This window comes from Candidatus Endoriftia persephonae, from assembly GCF_023733635.1.
In the GTDB taxonomy this organism is placed as follows: domain Bacteria; phylum Pseudomonadota; class Gammaproteobacteria; order Chromatiales; family Chromatiaceae; genus Endoriftia; species Endoriftia persephonae.
In genome coordinates, this window is the sequence record NZ_CP090569.1 from 177,838 (window position 1) to 197,811 (window position 19,974).

Sequence of the window (19,974 nt, forward strand, 5' to 3'; positions counted from 1 at the left end):
ATCGCAGCCGTTTATTAGTTGCTGGCCTACTGGCGTTTACGGATTACCTGTTTGATCTCTTCCATGGCGTGCGCCCTGAATCGGGTATGGATTACTGCTTGTCGGATGGCTCCGTCTCATAGGGCTCGGCAAAACTGCACTCCTTCTGCGGGCAGACCCGTTCGGTGCCTTTGCGTTTGGTGGTCTTGATGGTCAGCACCGGCCAGCCGCAGCGGGGGCAGGGGCCATCGACCGGCTCGTTCCACACCGCATAGTCGCAGTCGGGGTAGGTGGAACAAGAGTAGAAGATCTTGCCGCGCTTCGATTTGCGCTTCAGCAGGGTGCCGTTGCCGCACTTGGGGCAGCTTACGCCGGTATCCTGGGGTTTCTCCAGGGGTTCGATGTGACGGCAGTTGGGGTAGCCGGAGCAGCCGATGAACTTGCCGTAGCGACCGCGTTTGATCACCAGCGGGGAGCCGCACTCGGGGCAGCTGCGCCCCTCCACCACCTGTGGCTCATCCTGCTCTGATTTGTCGGCGTTCAGGTCGCGGGTGTAGTCACACTTCGGATAGTTGTTGCAGCCAATGAAGCGGCCGTGGCGACCCAGGCGAATCGACAGCTGGTCGCCGCACTTGGGACACTTCTCATCCAGTGCCTCGTGGGTCACGTCGCTGCGCTTGACGTTCTCCTGGGTGTAGTCGATGCGCTCCTTGAAGGGGGTCCAGAATCGCTCCAGCAGCGGTACCCAAGCCTCTTCGCCGCGGGAGACTGCATCGAGTTCGTCCTCTAGTTTGGCGGTAAAATCGTAGTCCACGTACTGGGTGAAGTGGTCGGTGAGGAATTTGTTGACTATTCGCCCCACGTCGGTGGGCTGAAATCGCTTCTTCTCCAGGGTGACGTATTCGCGGTCCTGCAGGGTGGAGATGATCGAGGCGTAGGTGGAGGGGCGGCCAATGCCGTACTCCTCCAGGGTCTTTACCAGGCTGGCCTCGGTGAAGCGCGGCGGCGGCTCGGTGAAGTGCTGTTCGGGGCGGATCGCCTTCAGCGCCACTGTCTCTCCCTCCTGCAGGGGCGGTAGCATCTTCTCGTCGCCGTCACCCTTTGCAGCATCGTCCTTGCCTTCCATATAGACGGCGATGAAGCCGGGCTTGGCGATGGTGGAGCCGTTGGCGCGGAATATGTTGCCCTCGCCGCACTGCAGGTCGGCGGCTACGGTGTGGATGGTGGCGTGGATCATCTGACAGGCCACGGCGCGTTTCCAGATCAGCTCATAGAGGCGCGCCTGATCCTTGCTCAGGTGGTCCTTGATCTCGGTTGGCAGGCGCAGCACCGAGGTGGGGCGGATCGCCTCATGGGCCTCCTGGGCGTTCTTCGCCTTGGTCTTGAAGTGGCGCGGCGCATCGGGGATCTGATCCTTGCCGTAGCGCTCGGCGATAAACTCACGGAACTCGTCAAGCGCCTCGTCGGCCAGGTTGACCGAGTCGGTACGCATATAGGTGATCAGGCCGACGGTGCCGTTGCCGACATCAACACCTTCGTAGAGCTGCTGGGCGGTGCGCATTGTGCGCTGGGTGGTAAAGCCGAGCTTGCGCGACGCCTCCTGCTGCAGGGTGGAGGTGGTGAAGGGCGGGGCCGGATTGCGGCGGCGCTGTTTCTTTTCGACCTTGACCACCTGCAGGCCATCTGTGCCGGCGGCAAGCAGGGTCGCTTCGGCGGCCTTGGCGCTGGTCTCATCGGTGATGCTGAACTGACTGAGTTTGTCGCCCTGTAGGTGGGTCAGTTTGGCGCTGAAGGGGTGTTGATCCTTGCTGGTATCGGCCTCGATAGACCAGTATTCGCGGGCTTTGAAGGCCTCGATCTCCAGCTCGCGCTCGACGATCATGCGCAGTGCCGGGCTCTGCACACGGCCGGCAGAGAGGCCGCGGCGGATCTTTTTCCACAGCAGTGGTGAGAGATTGAAGCCGACCAGGTAGTCGAGGGCGCGGCGTGCCTGTTGCGCGTCGACCAGCTCCTGGGCTAGCTCCCTGGGGTTGGCTATCGCCTCCTGTACTGCCTTCTTGGTGATCTCGTTGAACACCACCCGGTAGACCGGTTTGTTCTTTAGCTTGCCCTTCTCTCTGAGCAATTCAGTGAGGTGCCAGGAGATCGCTTCGCCCTCGCGATCTGGATCGGTCGCCAGATAGAGTGCATCGGAGCGCTTCAGCAGCTTGGCGATCTCCTGCACATGGCGCTCGTTCCTCTCGATCACCTGGTACTTCATGGCGAAGTGGTTATTGGGATCGACGGCACCTTCTTTGGGGATCAGATCGCGCACATGACCGTAGGAGGCAAGGACTTCAAACCCGCTTCCCAGATACTTTTTGATCGTCCCGGCTTTGGCTGGGGACTCTACGATGACTAGGTTCATGAATGGCTAGGCTTGGAGCAGATGCAGGATCCAGCTCCCGCGCTGAGGGCACGGGATGGTTGGATCTTTATCAGTGGATAAAGACGGGGGATTCGTTGTAGACCATATCTTCCATACGGGCGAAGGCGGCTTCCTGGCCGGGCTGGTTCATCAGCACCAGCAGCACGATCCATTTCAACTCCTCCTCGCTGATGAAGGGGGTGTCGAGGGCCAGTGCCCGTTCGATTACCCGCTCGCGTCCCTCCGGGTTGAGGATCTCATTCTGTTCGAGGAACATCAGCAGGCCGCGGGAGTTGGTGTCGAGGCGCGCCTGCTCCTCTTCGGAGAAGATGCGCAGGGAGTGCGCCTTGTGGCTGACGCTCGGTGGCCGGTAGGCGTGGTCGGCCAGCTCGTCGAGCCAGTCGAAAGTCTTGTCGATCTCGGTGGCGGCAAAGCCGGCCTGGGTCAGCTCGTCGCGAAGAGTATTCTGATCGGTCGGCGGTGACTGCTCACCATCCATATAGTTTTCGTAGAGGTAGATCAGTATGTCGACCACGTTTTCGTTCATCTTCTCTCTCTTCCGCCGCGGCGGGAGTCATTTTCTAGTGCGGCAGTAGAGGCCGCCGGCTGCTGATGATACATATCCTTCCAGCTCAAGCAATAGCAGCATGGAGGAAACCACCTCCGCGGTCAAACCTGTTTTGGTGATCAATTCATCCGGGGAGGTCGGGTCGTATCCCATGGCTTCGAGCAGACTATGGTAGTCGTCATCGAGCTGCCAGTGGTGAGAATTGGCGATGGCCTCCTGGCCGGCGGGCGGTTCAGCGCTGAGGCCAAGCAGTGGTGCGAGTTCGTCGACACAGTCCTGTGCGGTCTCCACCAGTTTGGCGCCCTGTTTGATCAGTGCATGACAGCCACGGGCCTGTGGGTTGTGGATCGAGCCGGGGATGGCAAACACTTCGCGCCCCTGCTCCAGGGCGGTGCGGGCGGTGATTAGCGAGCCGCTCTTGGGGGCGGCCTCGACCACCAAGGTGCCGGCGGAGAGGCCGCTGATGATGCGATTGCGGCGTGGGAAGTTCTGAGGCAGGGCGGCGGTGCCGGGGGGGAACTCGGAGACCAGTACACCCTGCTCGGCGATCTGGCGTGCCAGCTGGCGATGCCGGGCTGGGTAGACCCGGTCGAGACCGGTGCCGCAGACCGCCAAGGTAGCGCCACTGCGCAGCGCACCGCGATGGGCGGCGCCGTCAATGCCGATGGCCAGTCCGCTGGTGATGGTGATGCCACAGGCGGCAAGGAACTCGGCGAAACTCTCGGCATTGCGAATGCCGCCGGGGGTGGGGTTGCGACTGCCCACTATGGCCAGCTGCGGGGTGGAGAGCAGCTCCGGGTTGCCAGTTACGAAGAGCAACGGGGGCGGATCATGGATCGCCTTCAGCAATGGTGGATAAGCTGGCTGGTCAAGCGTGAGCAGCTGGTTGCCGGTGATGGATGCCCACTCCAGACAGGCATTCAGGAGTGGGGAATCAGCCTGTTTGAGGGCGGAGATGGCCGCTTCGCCAAGGCCGCACTGACGCAGCGCTGGCGTGTCGGCATGGAGAATAGCGGCGGGAGAGTCGAACTGCTCCAGCAGCTTGAGAAAGGTGCGCGGGCCAACGCCAGGGGCGAGGCTGACGCGCAGCCACGCAACCGTTTGCTCCGATAGGACGCTAGCGTCCTCCATGACTTGCGGCGCTCGTGCCTGCAGACTGCGCTATTCCTCGGGGGGGCGTACCCAATCGAGTATGTGCAGGGGTTTGGTGGTATGCATTACCAGTGCGAAGCTGACCTGCTCAAAGGTGCGGAAGACCATCAGCAGGCCAGCCTTCTCCAGTGGCAGTTTCACGGTCTCGCCACGACCGGCGACGACGTCGCGAATCTCGTCGCCACCTTGCAAAATCTCCAGTACATGGCCGGGCTTGAGACCATCACTGGCGCCCTTGTTGAGCACCACTACGTTGTACTGGCCGATCTGAGAGACGCCGTTGAGCACTGAGATGATGCGGCCTTCGAGGGGGGCTTCGAAGTTCAATGGCTGGAAGCTGTGCAGTGGCACCCCTTTAGTAACCGGTAGCAGGCGGTCGCCGATTATCGCCTCCATCTTCGAACGCTGTAGCTGGAGCTTGGCCGGGTCGCCACTGCGCAGCAGTTCGGCGGGGCCGATATAGCTGGCCTCATACCCCAGGATCTTGCCGCTGGCTGGATCCTTGTAAGGCTTGCCGGGGCGTATGACCTCATATTTGCCGGGGTCCTGCTGCTCGATGGTGCGGGCATAGAAGCTGACACCGGCGCCACCGATAATGTGATCGTCGAGGAAGTGCACGATGTAAGGCGCGCTCTCCATTTGATCCTTCTCCATCACGTAGGGGCGAGTGAGAAACTGCGCGATGGCGTCGATCGGGATCAGGGGAATAGAGGTATCGAGCGGGGTGGCGCGGATATGAGGTGAGAGTTTGCCCCTGCCGGGGCGGTCGCGTTCGAGGGTAAGAACCGGGCGGCCGTCTTGATAGGTCAGCAGGATCACGTCGCCGGGGTAGATCAGGTGCGGGTTGCTGATCTCGGGATTGACATACCAGATGTCGGGCCAGCGCCAGGGGTCGCGCAGGAAACGATCGGCAATATCCCACAGGGTGTCACCCTCCAGCACCGTATAGCGGCTGGGATGGTCCTCGTCCAGGGCGATCGGCTCTGCTGCCAGCGCAACGAAGGAAAACAGCAGTCCGAGGAGTATTCCTACGGGTTTGTGGCTAAAATAAGACATGTTGATTCCCTATGCGACCAAACAGCGATGTGTCCGCCATCTGCGGAGTTCTTGCCGGAAATTGCCCCCGGATTTCAATATGATCATAATGTTAGCGCAATTTCTTGCGTCGGTTCCATAGCATGCCCGCAAATTACACCCTGTACCGGGCGAAGGGGCTGCGGGGTCGGCAAAGCAAGATGAAGATCCTTTGACTTTCAACATTATTTACCTTCCGCTATATCGGCTATTCAAATGACCGCCCGCAAGAGTGAGCGACTGCAGGGCCTGACGACACTGGAACAATCCATGGCAATTCTCGACATACTCCACTTCCCCGATTCTAGGCTGCGCAACAAGGCGAAGCCGGTCAGCCAGGTTGACGATGCCATCCGCAAGCTGGTGGATGACATGTTTGAGACCATGTACGAAGCCCCCGGCATTGGCTTGGCCGCGACCCAGGTGAATGTGGCCAAGCAGATCATCGTCATCGATCTCAGCGAAGAGAAAAACCAGCCGCTCTGCCTGATCAATCCGGAGATCCTGAGTAAAGAGGGCGAGGAGAAGATGGACGAGGGCTGTCTCTCGGTGCCCGGCATCTACGAATCGGTGAAACGTGCCGCACGGATCAGCGTACGAGCGCTCGACCGGGATGGAGCGCCCTTCGAACTGGAGACGGAAGGCCTGTTGGCGGTCTGTATACAGCATGAGATCGACCATCTGAATGGCAAGCTTTTTGTCGACTATCTCTCCAGCCTGAAGCGTCAGCGCATTCGCAAGCGGCTCGAAAAAGAGAGCCGATTGCGCAGCACAGACGATGGAGAGCACAAGGTGATCTGAGTGGTTGAACCCGTATCGGTGTCCGCTCCCCGCCATCTTCGATCGCCGCCACGAAGATTGCTGAGACACCGATCCCAAACTGTGATTGCGAGAGATGGCGGCCCAGATGCAGGAAACCCAGGATGAATAAAGCGTTGAAGATCATCTTCGCCGGCACCCCCGATTTTGCCGCTGAGGCGCTGCAGGCGTTGCTTGCCAGTGAGCATCAGGTGATCGCCGTCTACACCCAGCCTGACCGCCCGGCAGGGCGCGGCCGCAAACTGGCGGCCAGCCCGGTGAAGCAACTGGCGCTGCAGCACAACATTGAGGTGCGCCAGCCGAAAAGCCTGAAGGCTGAGGCTGATCAGCAGGCGTTGGCGGAGTTGCAGGCTGATCTGATGGTGGTGGTGGCCTACGGCCTGCTGCTGCCTCAGGCGGTGCTGGATGCGCCGCGACTGGGCTGCATCAATATCCACGCCTCGCTGCTGCCGCGCTGGCGCGGTGCCGCACCGATCCAGCGCGCAATCCATGCCGGTGATCAGGAGTCGGGCGTGACCATCATGCAGATGGAGGCAGGGCTCGATACTGGGCCAATGCTGCACATCCTCAAATGTCCGATCACCGCCGAGGAGACCGGCGGCAGTCTGCACGACCGGCTGGCCGAACTGGGCGCACGGGCGTTGCTCGAGGTGCTGCCTGCGCTGGCCGATGGCAGCGCTGTAGCCGAGCCGCAGGACGATGCCCGTGCGAGCTACGCCAGTAAGCTGACAAAAGAGGAGAGCCGTATCGACTGGCAGCGTAGTGCCGTTGAAATCGACCGCCAGGTGCGTGCCTTCAACCCCTGGCCGGTGGCTCAGGCCGATTTTGCCGGCAAGGTGATGCGAATCTGGGAGTCACAGCCGCTGGATGAGCAGAGCGCGCAGCCGCCTGGCACTGTCGTCGCCGCTGGCAAGGTAGGCATCGACGTGGCCACCGGTGAGGGCCTGCTGCGTATCCAAAAGTTGCAGATGCCGGGCAAACGGGCGATGCAGGTGGCCGACTTTCTCAACGCCCACCAGATCGACGGCGTGGTGTTGGGTTGAAGATGCTGGCGACGCAGCGTAAATCGGCAGCTGATCCGCGCCTGATCGCGGCCCGGGTGTTGCGGGATGTACTTAAAGGGCGCTCCCTCTCCGATCTGCTGCCCGAGCGGCTGAATGGACTCGACGACCCCCGCGACCGAGCCTTGGCTCAAGAGCTTTGCTACGGTGTGATGCGCGGCTATCCACGCCTGCAGGCGCTGGTTGGCCTGCTGTTGAAAAAGCCGCTTAAGGCGAAGGATCAAGACCTGCAGGCGCTGATCCTGATCGGCCTCTATCAGCTGAGTGAGATGCGTGTCGCTGCGCATGCGGCGATCCATGAGACCGCCGGTGCTGCAGGCCGGCTGGGCAAACGCTGGGGCGTGGGGCTGATCAACGGCGTGTTGCGCAACTTTCAGCGCCAGCAGGCAGTGTTGCAGGAAAAGGTCGATCGGCAGCCAAGCAGTCGCTACGCCATGCCCGACTGGTTGCTGCAACGGATCGAACAACGTTGGCCGGATAGCTGGCAGGAACGGATCGCCGCGCTCAGTGCCCGCCCGCCGATGAGTCTGCGGATCAACTGTCGCCAGGTGGATCGGGGCGACTACCTGGAACGACTGTGGGAGCAGCAGATCACTGCTGAGCCGGTTCCCCACACCGAGAGCGGGCTGACGCTGCAGCGACCGGTGGATGTGTTGGAACTGCCCGGCTTCAGTGATGGGGCGGTTTCGGTGCAGGATGGTGGCGCTCAGCTGGCCGCGCCACTGCTCGAGCTGCAGCCCGGCCAGCGGGTACTGGATGCCTGCGCCGCCCCTGGCGGCAAAACCGGCCACATGCTCGAGCTGGCTGATGATCTCCGGCTCACCGCGATCGACCTCGATCCCCAGCGGCTGCAGCGGGTGGCGGAGAATTTGCAGCGGCTCGGCCTGCAGGCTGAGCTGCAGGCTGGCGATGCGGCCCATCCACAGGGCCGCTGGGCCGAGCGCCAATATGACCGCATCCTGCTCGATGTGCCCTGTTCCGCCACCGGCGTGATGCGGCGTCACCCCGACATCAAATATCTGCGTAGCGAGGCGGATATCGACCGGCTGGGCCGGCTGCAGGGGCAGATCCTGGATGCGATCTGGCCGCTGTTGAAACCCGGTGGGCTGCTACTCTACGCCACCTGTTCGCTGTTGCCGCAGGAGAACGAACAGCAGCTCGAAGCCTTCCTGCAGCGCTGCGGTGATGCCCGCGAGCAGCCGATCGAGGCCGGCTGGGGCGAGCCGCGCTGTGTTGGCCGGCAGATTGCCCCGGGCCAGCATGGCATGGACGGTTTCTACTACGCACGTCTGCAGAGGGTGCCGGGGTGAGGCGCAAAAGGCACTGGCTGGCGCTGCTACTGTTCTGCTGGGGCAGCCTCTGCAGCGCTGCGGAGTTTCTCATCGAGAAGGTTGAGTTCGAGGCGGATGAGGCGCTCTACCAGCTCAATACGCATATCGACTATCGCCTGAGTGAGGCGGCGCTGGAGGCGCTCGACAATGGCGTGCCACTGACCTTCGAGTTGCTGGTGCGGGTGGAGTGGAGTGGCGCGCGCTTCTGGGAGCCCTGGCTGCTCAACAAGCGGATGCGCTATCAGATACGCTACAACGCTATCACCGAGCTGTTTCGCGTGGTTGATCTGCAGGAGGGGGAGGAACGCAATTTCGTCACCCGCGACGCAGCGATCAGCGCCCTCGGCGAGATCAATGGCCTGGCGCTGCTCGACAGAGCCCAGCTGGAGCCGGGTAAGGAGTACCTGGTCTGGCTGAAGGCATCGCTCGATATCGAGTCGTTGCCGTTGCCGCTACGGCCGCTGGCCTATCTCAATTCTGAGTGGCGACTTTCGAGTGGGTGGAGACAATGGCCGTTACGACCCTAAGACGCATGCGACTGGGCGGCCTCTCGGTAGGGGTGCTGCTGATTCTGCTGTTGGTATCGCTGCACCTGATGAGCAGCGCGGTGCAGAACTCCGCCGAGCTGAGCCGCTACTTTGTGCCGCTGCTGCTGGTCAACCTGAGCGGCCTGGTGGTGCTGGTCGGGCTGATTGCCTTCAACACGGTGCGCCTGATTCGCCAGTATCTGCGCCACCGCGCCGGCGCTCGCCTTACCCTGCGCATGGTGCTGATGTTTGTGGTGATCTCGCTGGCGCCGGTGGGGGTGGTCTACTACTACTCCTTCAGCTTCCTGCAGGGCGGCATCGATGCCTGGTTCGATGTGCAGATCGATGAGGCGATGGAGGATGCACGGGAACTGGGGCAGACCTCGCTCAATCTGAATCAGCGGGTGCTGCTGAAGTTCACCGAGAACCTGATGGCGAGCATCGATGACGCCTCGGAGTCGGCGCTGGCGCTGGCCATCGACGAGTTGCGCCGGAAGTCGGGGGCGATCGAGCTGGTGCTGACCGACCTGTCGGGGCAGGTGATTGCCTACTCCAACGAAGATCCCACAGTGCTTGCGCTGAGTACCCTAAGTTCAGAGATCCGCCAGCAGATGCGCAGTGGTGATGATTATGTGGGGCTGGACCAGGAGGGGGATGTGCTGATGGTGCGGGTGGCGGTGCACGACCCGATGGGGCGCTCGTTGATCCTGCAGGGGCTCTACCCCACCTCGGCGCGGGTCAGCGCGCTCTCAGAGAAGCTTGAGCTGGCCTACAACCGCTACAAGGAGCTGGCCTTTCTGCGCCAGTCGCTGAAGCGCAACTTCTCGCTGACGCTGCTGCTGGTGCTGGTGTTTGCGATGCTGGCGGCGGTCTGGATGGCGTTCTTCTCGGCGCGCCGCATGGTGGCTCCGATCGCCAACATCGCTGAGGGCACCCGCGCGGTGGCAGAGGGCAACTACGACCGCCAGCTGCCGGTGCCGCGGCTCGCCGACGAGCTGGCGTTTCTGGTCACCTCCTTCAACACCATGACCCGGCGCATCGCCAAGGCGATGGACCTGGCGGAGCGTAGCCAGCGCGAGGTGGAGGGGCAGCGCGCCTATCTGGAAACGGTGCTTGGGCGGCTCTCTTCCGGGGTGGTGACGGTGGATGCGGAGTGTCATCTGCGTACTGCGAATGCGGCTGCCGGCAAGATTCTTGGCGTCAGTTTTACCCGTTTTCAGGGACAGCCGTTGCAGGCCTTCGCCCAAGAGTCGAGTGCGCTGCGTCAGTTTGTCGATAGCCTGCAGAGCCCGCTGCAGGATATGGAGGAGGAGTGGCAGGGCGAGGTGACCCTCTACGGCGGTGAGGGACGCAAGGTACTGATCTGTCGTACCTTACCGTTTTCCCAGCCCGCCGGGCGCAAGGGGCATGTGATCCTGTTCGACGATGTGACCATGCTGATCCGCGCCCAGCGGGATGCGGCCTGGGGTGAGGTGGCGCGGCGTCTCGCCCACGAGATCAAAAACCCGCTGACGCCGATCCAGCTCTCCGCTGAGCGGCTGCGCCACAAATATCTACGCAGCATGCCGGAGCAGGATGCCAGGGTGTTGGATCGGGCCACCCACACCATCGTGCAGCAGGTGGAGGCGATGAAGGAGATGGTCAACGCCTTCTCCGACTATGCCCGTCCGCCGAAGATGGAGACCAAGCCGGTGCGCATCGATGCATTGGTGGAGGAGGTGGCGGAGCTCTATCGGGCGGATGGCGGAGAGACCTGTTTTGAGCTGCAACTGGAGGCCGCTGAGGTGGAGGTGAAGGCCGATCCGCTACGGCTACGCCAGCTGCTGCACAATCTGCTGAAGAATGCCCGGGAGGCGGTGGCGGAACGCCTGGATGGCTGCGTGCGGCTGGAGACGCGGGTGGTGGAGCAGAGTGACCATCGGCTGTTCGAGATGCGGGTGCAGGACAATGGCCCCGGTTTCGACCAGCAGATCCTGAAGAACCTGTTTGAGCCCTATATCACCACCAAGCAGAAAGGCACTGGGCTGGGGCTGGCGATTGTGAAGAAGATCGTCGAAGAGCACAGTGGTATCGTGTGGGCCGAAAATTGCGAGGATGGGGCCTGTATGATCGTGCAGCTGCCGTTGCTTGAGAAACTGGAGGGAGAGGAACTATGAGCGCCCCGCACATCCTGGTGGTCGATGACGAGCCCGATATCCGCAACCTGGTGAGGGAGATCCTGGAGGACGAGGAGTACCAGGTGGCGGTGGCGGAGGATGGGGCCAGCGCACGCCAGGCGCTGCGCGAGCGCCGCCCCGATCTGGTGCTGCTGGATATCTGGATGCCCGATATCGACGGCATCAGTCTGCTCAAGGAGTGGGCTGAGGATGATGGCCTGGTCTGCCCGGTGATCATGATGTCGGGCCACGGCACGGTGGAGACGGCGGTGGAGGCGACCCGCCTCGGTGCCTACGATTTTCTGGAGAAGCCGCTGTCGCTGGCAAAGCTGCTGCTGACGGTGGAGCGGGGGCTGGAGGCGGACCAGCTGAAGCGTGAGAATGTCGGACTGCGACGCCACGCACCGCCGGTGCAGGAACCCACCGGCAAGAGCCCGGTGATGCAGCGCCTGCGTGAGCAGGTCAAGCGCATCGCGCAGCACGACACCTGGGTGTTGATTACTGGAGAGTCGGGCAGTGGTCGCGAGACTCTGGCGCGCTACCTGCACAGTCAGAGCGTGCGCAAGGATCGGCCGTTTGTTGATCTGGGCGTGACCAGCATCGCCCGCGGCAACGCCGCCTATGAGCTGTTCGGCAGCGAGGAGGGGGGCAGTGTCCACTACGGCTGGCTGGAGCAGGCCGCCGGTGGCACCCTGTTTCTCGACGAGGTGGCCGACATGGACCTGGAGGTGCAGACCCAACTGCTCGGCGCCCTCGACACCGGTACCTTCATGCGGGTCGGCGGCAGTGACCCGGTGAAGATCGATGTGCGGATCATCGCCGCCACCCAGAGAAATCTCGAAGAAGAGGTCAAGCAGGGGCGCTTTCGCGAGGACCTCTTCTATCACCTCAACGTGGTGCCGCTGCATGTGCCGCCACTGCGCGAGCACCCCGAAGATGTGCCGGATCTGCTCAACTTCTATGTCGACTGGTTTGTTGCCCACGACAAACTGCCCTACCGGCGCTTCAACGTGGGGGCGCAGAACTTTCTGCGCAACCACAGCTGGCACGGTAATGTGCGCGAGCTGAAAAACCTGGTGCAGCGGCTGCTGATCCTCGGCGCTGGGGATGAGATCACCCAGGATGAGGTGGAGACGGCGATGGGGGCGGCAGAGATTCACTCCAGCGAGGGCATGGAGGCGGTGATGGCGTTTGAACTGCCGCTGCGCCAGGCCCGTGAGAAGTTTGAGAAAGCCTATCTGGAGTACCATCTGCGTGAGAGCGGCGGCAATATCTCACGCATGGCCAAACAGGTCGGCATGGAGAGGACCCATCTCTACCGCAAGCTGCGCGGCCTGGAGATCGAGCTCAAAGAGCGGCGCTGAGCCTGAGTGGGTTGTCGCGCAGGCAACTCGCAAATTGGTTAAGATTCGCCTGTATGGACCAAGTCAGAGATGACCGCCACCGACGGCAGCGAGCTGGGCTTGGGATCCTAAGGGGCCTCTGCTTCGAGCAGAGTCTGTAACCAATCAATCGACTGGCAGGATAATGAAAATAATCATCCTGGGCGCCGGGCAGGTGGGACGCTCAGTGGCCAACGCTTTGGTTCACGAGGCGAACGACATCACAGTAGTGGACCAGAATGCCGAGCTGCTGCACGAGTTGCAGGACCGGCTCGATCTGAGCACTGTGCAGGGTCACGCCGGCCATCCGGATGTGCTGCGTCGTGCCGGCGGTGAGGATGCCGACATGATCCTGGCGGTGACCAATAGCGACGAGACCAATATGGTTGCCTGTCAGGTCGCCTATACCCTGTTTCATACCCCCACCAAGATCGCCCGGGTGCGTGCCCAAGGCTACCTCGACTATCCTGAGATCTTCGCCCTGGACTCCTTTCCGGTGGATGTGTTGATCAGCCCGGAGCAGCTGGTTACTGAATATATCTTGCGTCTGATTCAGTACCCCGGCGCCTTGCAGGTGCTCGATTTTGCCGGTGGGCTGGTGCGGCTGGTCGCGGTGAAGGCCTATCACGACGGTCCGCTGGTGGGGAACCGGTTGAGCGTGCTGTTTGAGCATATCCCCGAGATCGATGCGCGGGTGGCGGCGATCTACCGGGAGGGGGAGGTGATCAACCCGCAGGGGGACACCTTGATCCAGGAGGATGACGAGGTCTTCTTCATCGCCGCCACCGAGCATATTCGCGACGTGATGAGCGAACTACGCAAGTTGGAGAAGCCCTATAAGCGCTTGATCTTCGCCGGGGCGGGGAATATCGGTCGGCGCCTGGCGCAGGCGCTAGAGCGCCGCTATCGGGTCAAGCTGATCGAGGAGAATCAGCAGCGTGCGCGGGAGATCGCTGAGCGGCTCGACACCACCATTGTGTTGCACGGTGATGCGGCGGATGAAGACCTGCTGCTGGAGGAGAACATCGAGAACACCGATGTGTTCTGCGCCATCACCAATGACGACGAGGCAAACATTCTCTCGGCGATGCTGGCCAAGCGCCTCGGTGCGCGTCGGGTGATGGCCCTGATCAACCGCGCCGCCTATGTAGATCTGGTGCAGAGCGCCCCGATCGACATCGCCATCTCACCGGAGCAGGCGACCATTGGCAGCCTGCTGACCCATGTGCGGCGCGGTGATGTGGTGATGGTGCATTCGCTGCGGCGCGGCGCGGCGGAGGCGATCGAGGCGGTGGCCCATGGTGATCCCGGTTCCTCCAAGGTGGTGGGGCGGGCGATCGAGGAGATTAAGTTGCCCAAGGGGGCGACCATCGGCGCGGTGGTGCGCGGTGAGGAGGTGCTGATCGCTCACCACGATACGGTGATCCAGAGCGGCGATCATCTGATCCTGTTTCTGGTCGACAAGCGTCAGATTCGTGCTGTGGAGAAGCTGTTTCAGGTGGGGATTACCTTCCTCTAGGGGCAGCTCTGGCTATGAATATCACCGTGGTTCAACGTATTCTCGGCATCCTGCTGATGGTATTCAGCCTGACCATGATCCCACCGATGTTGGTCTCACTCTGGTATTGGGACGGTGCGTTCATCGGTTTTACCGATGGCTTTATGCTTACCTTGGGGCTTGGAGTGTTGATTTGGCTGCCGGTGCGGGGGCGGCGTCAGGAGCTGCGAGTGCGCGATGGCTTCCTGGTGGTGGTGATGTTCTGGACGGTACTCGGGTTGACTGGAAGCCTGCCGTTTCTGCTGGCGGCCCAGACTGGGATGTCGCTTACCGACTCGGTGTTTGAGTCGATCTCCGGTCTCACCACCACTGGCGCGACGGTGATTGTCGGCATCGACCATCTGCCGCCTTCGATCCTCTTCTATCGACAGCAACTACAGTGGCTTGGTGGTATGGGCATCATCGTACTGGCGGTGGCGGTGCTGCCGATGCTCGGGATCGGTGGTATGCAGCTCTACCGGGCTGAAACCCCCGGGCCGATGAAGGATAGCAAGCTGACGCCACGTATCACCGAGACGGCAAAGGCGTTGTGGCTGATCTATCTGGGGCTGACCATTGCTTGCGCCCTCGCCTACTGGGGCGCGGGCATGAGCCTGTTCGATGCGGTGGGGCACGCCTTCTCCACGGTGGCGATTGGCGGTTTCTCCACCCACGACGCCAGCATGGGGTATTTCGATAGCACCCTGATAAAGATGGTGGCGGTGGTTTTTATGCTGCTCTCCGGGGCCAATTTTGCGCTCCACTTTGTGGCGGTGCGGCGGCGCTCCCTGAAGATCTATCTGGCGGATAGCGAGTTCCTCTTCTATCTGACCAGTCTGGGGCTGGTGTTTCTCGCTGTCACCCTGGCGCTCTACGGTATGGGCACCTATACCGACTGGAGCGAGGCATTTACCAAGGGGCTGTTTCAGGCGGTCTCCATCGGTACCACCACCGGCTTCACCACGGCTGACTATTCGCTCTGGCCAGGGTTCGTCGCGATCCTACTACTGTTTTCGAGCTTCATCGGTGGCTGCGCTGGTTCCACCGGCGGTGGCATCAAAGTGATCCGCTTCCTACTGCTGATCAAACAGGGCTTTCGCGAGATCAACCGACTGATCCATCCTAGCGCGCTGATCCCGATCCGCATCGGCGGCAAGACCGTGCCGACCCGGGTGGTGGAGGCGGTGTGGGGATTCTTTGCCCTCTACATGGCCAGCTTCACCCTGATGTATCTGGCGCTGGCACTGACCGGGCTCGACCTGATGACCGCCTTCTCGGCGGTGGCGGCGAGCATCAACAACCTGGGGCCGGGACTGGCGGGGGTCGGTGCCAACTATGCGGGGCTGAACGATCCGGCAAAGTGGATCCTCTGTTTTGCGATGTTGCTGGGGCGGTTGGAGATTTTCACCCTGCTGGTGCTGCTTACGCCTGCTTTCTGGCGAAAATAATAGATGACATCTCTCATTTCCGCGCCCTGCTTTGTTGCCTGTTCGCTATAGTCTTCTCAATAAGCGATTGATCATCATTCAGGCCGCCATTTCCATCCTATAAGGAATCGACTTAATGTCTATGTCTTCTAGCCCCAGTCATGCATCAAAATTAGCCGCAGAGACGTCTCGACATGCGCTTGTGGTGGAAGATAGTCAGGCGATCAACGCCTTGCTTAGGGCTGAGTTGATGGAGTTGGCAGGGGTCGCTTCGGAAGGCGCGGCGACTCTGGAGCAGACCAAAGCACTGTTGGCTGAGCGGCCGGAACGCTTTTTTATCGCGGTGCTCGATCTGAATCTTCCCGATGCGGCGGATGGGGAGGTAGTCGATTATGTCAGCCAGTTTGATATCCCGATCATCGTGCTCACTGGCAACCTGGATACGTCGGCGCGCCAGCGGATGCGCCAGGATCATTTGGTCGACTATGTGCTGAAACGCAATGCCAGCGAGATCGACTACGTCTGCAATCTGGTGAGGCAGATTCGCGATAACTACCGGCGCAAGGTGCTGGTGGTGGACGATTCCCGTTCTTTCAGGCTCTATCTGAGAGGATTGCTGAGCGTACATAAATATCAGCTGCTGGAGGCGGCCAATGGCAAACAGGCGTTACAGCAGCTGAAGGCGAATCCCGATACGGTGCTGGTGATTAGCGACTACAACATGCCAGGAATGGACGGGGCGGAGCTGATCGAGATCATCCGCCGTGATCATCGCCGGGAAGAGCTTGCCATTATCGGTATCTCTGATCGAACTAAAGCGCAGGTCAGCGCCCGCCTGCTCAAGGCGGGAGCCAATGACTTCATTACCAAGCCATTTGAAGTGGAGGAGTTCTACTGCCGGGTGATGCAGAGTGTCGACATGATTGCCCGGGTGTGCCAGATCCGTAATGCAGCTAGGCGGGACTTTCTCACCGGTGTCTACAACCGCTCCTACCTCTATGAGCAGGGTGAGGAGATGTATGCCCGGGCCAAAAAGTCTGCTGCCGGGCTAGCGGTGGCGATGGTCGATGCTGACCATTTCAAGCGGATCAATGACCGATATGGTCACCAGGCAGGGGATGCTGCCCTGGTGGCGATTGCCAACAGTTTGCAGCAGAGCCTGGGTGAGGCGTGTGTGGTTGGTCGCTATGGGGGGGAGGAGTTTGTCTGCCTCCTCCCCGGTGCATCTGAGAGCCTGGCGATGCAGCAGTTTGAACGGGTTCGCGCGGGAATCGAAGCTCTGTCGATTCAGAACGGGGGCGACAGTTTCCAGGTGACCGTCAGCATCGGTGTCACGCTCGATCCCGGTGAGAGCCTGGAGCAGATGATTACCAGGGCCGACCAGGGGCTCTATCAGGCGAAGGCGGCTGGCAGGAATCGTGTCGAACTGAACTGAACTGAACTGATGCGGGTGCCATCCGTCCGTCGAGGTGTGATTGGTGCATAGGCTTCTAACTGAGGCCCTGTCCTTCCGTCGTCGAGGCTTCACACTGGTAGCAGCGCCAGCAATACCCCATAACGCAGCGCCTTGCCGGTGGCGATAAAGAACATCGCCGGTAGCAGCCGGACGCCACTCCAGCCTGCAGCCAGACAGAGCGGGTCACCAACCACCGGCAGCCAAGAGAAAAGCAGCAGTGGGCTGCCATGGCGGGCGATGCGCTGTAGCGCGCGTTGCTGCTCGGGCTTTTTCAATCCGACCTGGGGAAAACGGCGCGCTAGCCACCAGCCGATCAGCCAGCTGCTCAGTCCGCCCAGGGTGTTACCGATGCTCGCCGCCAGCCAGAGCGAGACGTGGGATTCAGGCTGTTCGCTGGCGGCATACAGCAGCGCCACCTCGGAACCGCCGGGGAGCAGGGTGGAGGAGAGGAAGCTGACGCCCAGGATCGCCGGCCAGCTGGTTGGCTCGATCAGCCCTTCAATCGCCAGCATCGATGGGCCGGATGGCGGTGAAAATCCTCCGGCAGGGTCTGCCGGGTGATCTCGCTGCAGTCGAAGGTCTGCTCGATTGATTCGTCAAGGCGAAAGCGGCGCCGGTTGTTGGAGAAGATCAGCTCCCCGCCGTGGTTGAGCAGGGCCATGCAGCCCTCGATCAGGCGTGCGTGATCGCGCTGCACATCGAGCACCTCCTGCATCCGTTTTGAATTGGAGAAGCTGGGTGGATCGAGCACGATCAGGTCGAAGCGCTCCCGCTTTCTCTCTGCTTGGATTAGAAACTCAAATACATCGGCCCGCTGCAGCCGGTGGCGGGGGTAGCCAAAGCCGTTCAGCTGCAGATTACGCTGGCTCCACTCCTGATAGGTGTTGGAGAGATCCACCGTGAGGCTCGCCTCGGCCCCGCCGGCGGCGGCATAGACGCTGAAGCTGCCGGTGTAGGCGAATAGGTTGAGAAAGCGTTTGCCGGCGGCCTGTTCGCGCACCATCGAACGGGTGATGCGGTGGTCGAGAAACAGGCCGGTATCGAGGTAGCTGTGCAGATCCACCTCAAAGCGCAGGCCGGCCTCCTGCACGATCATAAGTCTGCCCTGCCGACCGGTCTTCTGATACTGGGTTAAGCCCCGCTGGCGCCGGCGGGTCTTGAAGGCGAGCCGATCGGCGGGAACCTCCATGACGCTGCTGAGGGCGTCGGCAATGGCTCGCTCCTCACTCTCGCTCGGCTCTTCGATCCCTTTGCGGGCGAACAGCTGGGCGTGCAGATGACCTTCGTACCAGTCGATCGCCAGGGGAAACTCCGGGATGTCACGATCATAGATGCGGTAGCAGCTGATGCCGCGCCGGCGCGCCCACTTACGCCAGTGGCGCTGGTTTTTGCGCAGGCGGTTGGTGAAGGCATCGAGATTGTTCACCGGTTGATGCCTCTGGCCGCCATCGCGAGGCAGAACCAGCCAGCGATGAAGGCGCTGCCGCCGATTGGGGTGATCATGCCGAGGCTGCGTTGCCCGGTCAGGGTCAGCAGATAGAGGCTGCCGCAGAACAGCAGCATGCCGGTGAGAAACAGCCAGCCGCTGGAGGCGATCCAGCGGTTGTTTGGCAGCTGCAGCGCCAGCAGACCGCCGGCCAGCAGTGCCAGGCTGTGCAGCCCCTGGTAGTGAACCGCCTTCTGCCACCACTCTAGATGCGTGGCCGGCACCGCCCCCTCCAATCCGTGAGCGCCGAAGGCTCCCAGCACTACGGTCAGCAGGCCGCTGATGGCGCCAATAAACAGCATCCGCCCTGCGTTCATTGCTGTTCCAGTGTGTTCAACTCTTTGAGAATACCCTGCACCAGCTGCCCGGTGGTGTCGTCGAGGTGCTTGCAGAGTCGCTCCGGCTCCCGCTCGCCGTTGATCATCGGCCGGATCACCGAGGCGAGCCCGGCCAGCGGACCGCCGGCCTTACTCATCTGTTCGGCCATCTCGGAGATCAGCTGCAGTGCCTGGGGATTGCCGCTGGCGGCGGTGTGGATCATCGAGGCTAGCCCTGGGGCGGCCATGGCGGGATCGGGTTTGGCGTCCGGGTCGGGCAGGGTGGCGGGGTTCTGCATTCCTAGCAGGATCGACTCGGCGATAGTCTGGTCCTCTTCGTCGAGGCTGTTAAGTAGTTCGGCATCGCGACGCCCCTTGAGCATCTGCCGCACGGCGCTGACCAGGGCGGTCCAGCCGTTCTCCTCCGCCTGCTTGAGGTGCTGCTCCAGCTCGGCCTGGCGCTCTGGGTTTTGGCTGCACTTAACCACCTCATTTATAAAGCGGGCGTGCATGGCGAGGATCTGTTGTTTGTGGTCCATGGCTGTTTTTAGTCGATCTCTTGCAGGGAGTCCGCAGCGATCTCGCGGACATCCGGGTGTTCGTCGTCGAGCAGCTCCTGCAGTCGTGGGCGGGCTGCATTGGTGCCGCAGAGGCCGAGATAGTGGGCGGCGTCGGCGCGCAGGCTGGCATGCTGCGATTCGCTCAGGCGCAGCAGAGTGGGCAGGGAGTGGAGCAGGATAGGCTCACCCTGCAGTTCCTCCATCACCACGCCGATGCCGATGCGGGCCGCCATCGGTAGCTCTTCCGACTCCAGCAGAGCTAGCAGGCTATCGAGCTGTTGCGGCTCCGCATGGACCATCTCGGTGACCCGGTGCGGTCGTTGCGTCTCCAGCAGGTGGCTGAAGTAGTCTGCCACGCCTGTGTCGTTGGCGGCATGTCCGGTCCAGCGTTCCAGCTCCCCTTGGCTCTGGTTGCCCTCGAGCTCGAAGGGCCCGATGCGGGTCCAGGGCACGCTGCGGGTGCCGACCTGCTGGGCCACTTCCGGGTGTTCGACGATGTTGACCACCTCCAGGCGGCCTAGTTTTCCCTCTTTGACGAGGGCCGAGAGCTCCTGCAGCACGCTGGGGCAGTGGGTGCAGCCGGGGGCGATCAACAGCAGCGCATCGGGTGCGGATCTGGCCATATGGGGGTCCGTGAGTGAAACAGGCGCTACCATAACTGGAAGGCGGCGGGGGCGCAAAGCAGGTCAGTCGGTTGGGAGCTGGGGGAGATCGTGTTAAAAATCGCTGCTCGCA

18 protein-coding genes are annotated in these 19,974 nt (G+C 61.7%); 9 read left to right on the forward strand and 9 right to left on the reverse strand.

Going from position 1 to position 19,974, the window contains the following annotated elements; translation table 11 throughout:
* Positions 1 to 91: 91 nt before the first annotated feature.
* From topA to L0Y14_RS00810, 4 genes are all read right to left on the reverse strand, one after another.
* The gene (gene topA, locus L0Y14_RS00795) at positions 92 to 2,386 is read right to left on the reverse strand and encodes a type I DNA topoisomerase (protein ID WP_006474388.1); all 2,295 of its coding nucleotides are present in this window, start codon (positions 2,384 to 2,386) and stop codon (positions 92 to 94) included.
* 70 nt (positions 2,387 to 2,456) lie between these two features.
* Positions 2,457 to 2,933, reverse strand: a complete 477-nt coding sequence (locus L0Y14_RS00800; RefSeq protein WP_005964303.1) for a Smg family protein — start codon at positions 2,931 to 2,933, stop codon at positions 2,457 to 2,459.
* Between the two features lie 27 nt (positions 2,934 to 2,960).
* Entirely contained in the window at positions 2,961 to 4,085 is a 1,125-nt protein-coding gene (gene dprA / locus L0Y14_RS00805; RefSeq protein ID WP_005964306.1) for a DNA-processing protein DprA, read from the reverse strand.
* Between the two features lie 30 nt (positions 4,086 to 4,115).
* Entirely contained in the window at positions 4,116 to 5,162 is a 1,047-nt protein-coding gene (locus tag L0Y14_RS00810) for a LysM peptidoglycan-binding domain-containing protein (RefSeq protein WP_005964308.1), read from the reverse strand.
* A gap of 288 nt (positions 5,163 to 5,450) precedes the next feature.
* Here L0Y14_RS00810 and def point away from each other — a divergent pair, with 288 nt between their 5' ends.
* From def to L0Y14_RS00855, 9 genes are all read left to right on the forward strand, one after another.
* Positions 5,451 to 5,981, forward strand: coding sequence for a peptide deformylase (gene def, locus L0Y14_RS00815; RefSeq protein ID WP_039960340.1), 531 nt, complete (start codon positions 5,451 to 5,453; stop codon positions 5,979 to 5,981).
* 122 nt (positions 5,982 to 6,103) lie between these two features.
* Positions 6,104 to 7,042 carry a methionyl-tRNA formyltransferase gene (gene fmt, locus L0Y14_RS00820; RefSeq protein ID WP_006474387.1) on the forward strand — a complete coding sequence of 313 codons (939 nt, stop codon included), beginning with the start codon at positions 6,104 to 6,106 and terminating at the stop codon, positions 7,040 to 7,042.
* Between the two features lie 2 nt (positions 7,043 to 7,044).
* Positions 7,045 to 8,370 carry a 16S rRNA (cytosine(967)-C(5))-methyltransferase RsmB gene (gene rsmB / locus L0Y14_RS00825; RefSeq protein WP_040819217.1) on the forward strand — a complete coding sequence of 442 codons (1,326 nt, stop codon included), beginning with the start codon at positions 7,045 to 7,047 and terminating at the stop codon, positions 8,368 to 8,370.
* Positions 8,367 to 8,918 carry a DUF4390 domain-containing protein gene (locus L0Y14_RS00830; protein WP_006474385.1) on the forward strand — a complete coding sequence of 184 codons (552 nt, stop codon included), beginning with the start codon at positions 8,367 to 8,369 and terminating at the stop codon, positions 8,916 to 8,918. The genes rsmB and L0Y14_RS00830 overlap by 4 nt, the downstream gene beginning before the upstream one ends.
* A complete protein-coding gene (locus tag L0Y14_RS00835; RefSeq protein WP_040819214.1) occupies positions 8,900 to 11,074 on the forward strand; it encodes a sensor histidine kinase in 2,175 nt (724 codons plus the stop codon). Before L0Y14_RS00830 ends, L0Y14_RS00835 begins: the two co-directional genes overlap by 19 nt.
* The gene (locus tag L0Y14_RS00840) at positions 11,071 to 12,438 is read left to right on the forward strand and encodes a sigma-54-dependent transcriptional regulator (RefSeq protein ID WP_005964336.1); all 1,368 of its coding nucleotides are present in this window, start codon (positions 11,071 to 11,073) and stop codon (positions 12,436 to 12,438) included. Before L0Y14_RS00835 ends, L0Y14_RS00840 begins: the two co-directional genes overlap by 4 nt.
* A 163-nt stretch (positions 12,439 to 12,601) precedes the next feature.
* Complete coding sequence (gene trkA, locus L0Y14_RS00845; protein ID WP_006474383.1) at positions 12,602 to 13,975, forward strand: Trk system potassium transporter TrkA; 1,374 nt, start codon at positions 12,602 to 12,604, stop codon at positions 13,973 to 13,975.
* Positions 13,976 to 13,989: 14 nt separating this feature from the next.
* Positions 13,990 to 15,441 (forward strand): TrkH family potassium uptake protein, encoded by a 1,452-nt coding sequence (locus L0Y14_RS00850; protein ID WP_005964342.1) that lies wholly within the window; start codon positions 13,990 to 13,992, stop codon positions 15,439 to 15,441.
* Between the two features lie 184 nt (positions 15,442 to 15,625).
* On the forward strand, positions 15,626 to 16,855 hold the full coding sequence (locus tag L0Y14_RS00855; RefSeq protein WP_006474382.1) for a diguanylate cyclase: 1,230 nt from the start codon (positions 15,626 to 15,628) through the stop codon (positions 16,853 to 16,855).
* Between the two features lie 89 nt (positions 16,856 to 16,944).
* Here L0Y14_RS00855 and L0Y14_RS00860 read toward each other — a convergent pair whose 3' ends face one another.
* From L0Y14_RS00860 to L0Y14_RS00880, 5 genes are read right to left on the reverse strand one after another with little or no spacing between them, the layout of a single operon-like run.
* Positions 16,945 to 17,388: a YqaA family protein gene (locus L0Y14_RS00860; RefSeq protein WP_005966037.1), complete on the reverse strand. Its 444-nt coding sequence runs from the start codon at positions 17,386 to 17,388 to the stop codon at positions 16,945 to 16,947.
* Positions 17,367 to 18,302, reverse strand: a complete 936-nt coding sequence (locus tag L0Y14_RS00865; protein ID WP_006474381.1) for a class I SAM-dependent methyltransferase — start codon at positions 18,300 to 18,302, stop codon at positions 17,367 to 17,369. The genes L0Y14_RS00860 and L0Y14_RS00865 overlap by 22 nt, the downstream gene beginning before the upstream one ends.
* Positions 18,299 to 18,679, reverse strand: coding sequence for a DUF423 domain-containing protein (locus L0Y14_RS00870; RefSeq protein ID WP_005966041.1), 381 nt, complete (start codon positions 18,677 to 18,679; stop codon positions 18,299 to 18,301). The genes L0Y14_RS00865 and L0Y14_RS00870 overlap by 4 nt, the downstream gene beginning before the upstream one ends.
* Positions 18,676 to 19,218 carry a hypothetical protein gene (locus tag L0Y14_RS00875; protein WP_006474380.1) on the reverse strand — a complete coding sequence of 181 codons (543 nt, stop codon included), beginning with the start codon at positions 19,216 to 19,218 and terminating at the stop codon, positions 18,676 to 18,678. The genes L0Y14_RS00870 and L0Y14_RS00875 overlap by 4 nt, the downstream gene beginning before the upstream one ends.
* Positions 19,219 to 19,226: 8 nt before the next feature.
* Positions 19,227 to 19,862, reverse strand: coding sequence for a HEAT repeat domain-containing protein (locus L0Y14_RS00880; RefSeq protein WP_006474379.1), 636 nt, complete (start codon positions 19,860 to 19,862; stop codon positions 19,227 to 19,229).
* Positions 19,863 to 19,974 lie beyond the last annotated feature (112 nt).

Excerpts from the sequence above, each read along its gene's own strand:
- dprA (WP_005964306.1), bottom strand. The coding sequence starts at position 4,085 with ATGGAGGACGCTAGCGTCCTATCGGAGCAAACGGTTGCGTGGCTGCGC.
- trkA (WP_006474383.1), top strand. The coding sequence starts at position 12,602 with ATGAAAATAATCATCCTGGGCGCCGGGCAGGTGGGACGCTCAGTGGCC.
- L0Y14_RS00835 (WP_040819214.1), top strand. The coding sequence starts at position 8,900 with ATGGCCGTTACGACCCTAAGACGCATGCGACTGGGCGGCCTCTCGGTA.
- L0Y14_RS00875 (WP_006474380.1), bottom strand. The coding sequence starts at position 19,218 with ATGGACCACAAACAACAGATCCTCGCCATGCACGCCCGCTTTATAAAT.
- def (WP_039960340.1), top strand. The coding sequence starts at position 5,451 with ATGGCAATTCTCGACATACTCCACTTCCCCGATTCTAGGCTGCGCAAC.
- L0Y14_RS00800 (WP_005964303.1), bottom strand. The coding sequence starts at position 2,933 with ATGAACGAAAACGTGGTCGACATACTGATCTACCTCTACGAAAACTAT.
- rsmB (WP_040819217.1), top strand. The coding sequence starts at position 7,045 with ATGCTGGCGACGCAGCGTAAATCGGCAGCTGATCCGCGCCTGATCGCG.
- L0Y14_RS00880 (WP_006474379.1), bottom strand. The coding sequence starts at position 19,862 with ATGGCCAGATCCGCACCCGATGCGCTGCTGTTGATCGCCCCCGGCTGC.
- L0Y14_RS00840 (WP_005964336.1), top strand. The coding sequence starts at position 11,071 with ATGAGCGCCCCGCACATCCTGGTGGTCGATGACGAGCCCGATATCCGC.
- L0Y14_RS00850 (WP_005964342.1), top strand. The coding sequence starts at position 13,990 with ATGAATATCACCGTGGTTCAACGTATTCTCGGCATCCTGCTGATGGTA.
- L0Y14_RS00860 (WP_005966037.1), bottom strand. The coding sequence starts at position 17,388 with ATGCTGGCGATTGAAGGGCTGATCGAGCCAACCAGCTGGCCGGCGATC.
- fmt (WP_006474387.1), top strand. The coding sequence starts at position 6,104 with ATGAATAAAGCGTTGAAGATCATCTTCGCCGGCACCCCCGATTTTGCC.
- L0Y14_RS00870 (WP_005966041.1), bottom strand. The coding sequence starts at position 18,679 with ATGAACGCAGGGCGGATGCTGTTTATTGGCGCCATCAGCGGCCTGCTG.
- topA (WP_006474388.1), bottom strand. The coding sequence starts at position 2,386 with ATGAACCTAGTCATCGTAGAGTCCCCAGCCAAAGCCGGGACGATCAAA.
- L0Y14_RS00810 (WP_005964308.1), bottom strand. The coding sequence starts at position 5,162 with ATGTCTTATTTTAGCCACAAACCCGTAGGAATACTCCTCGGACTGCTG.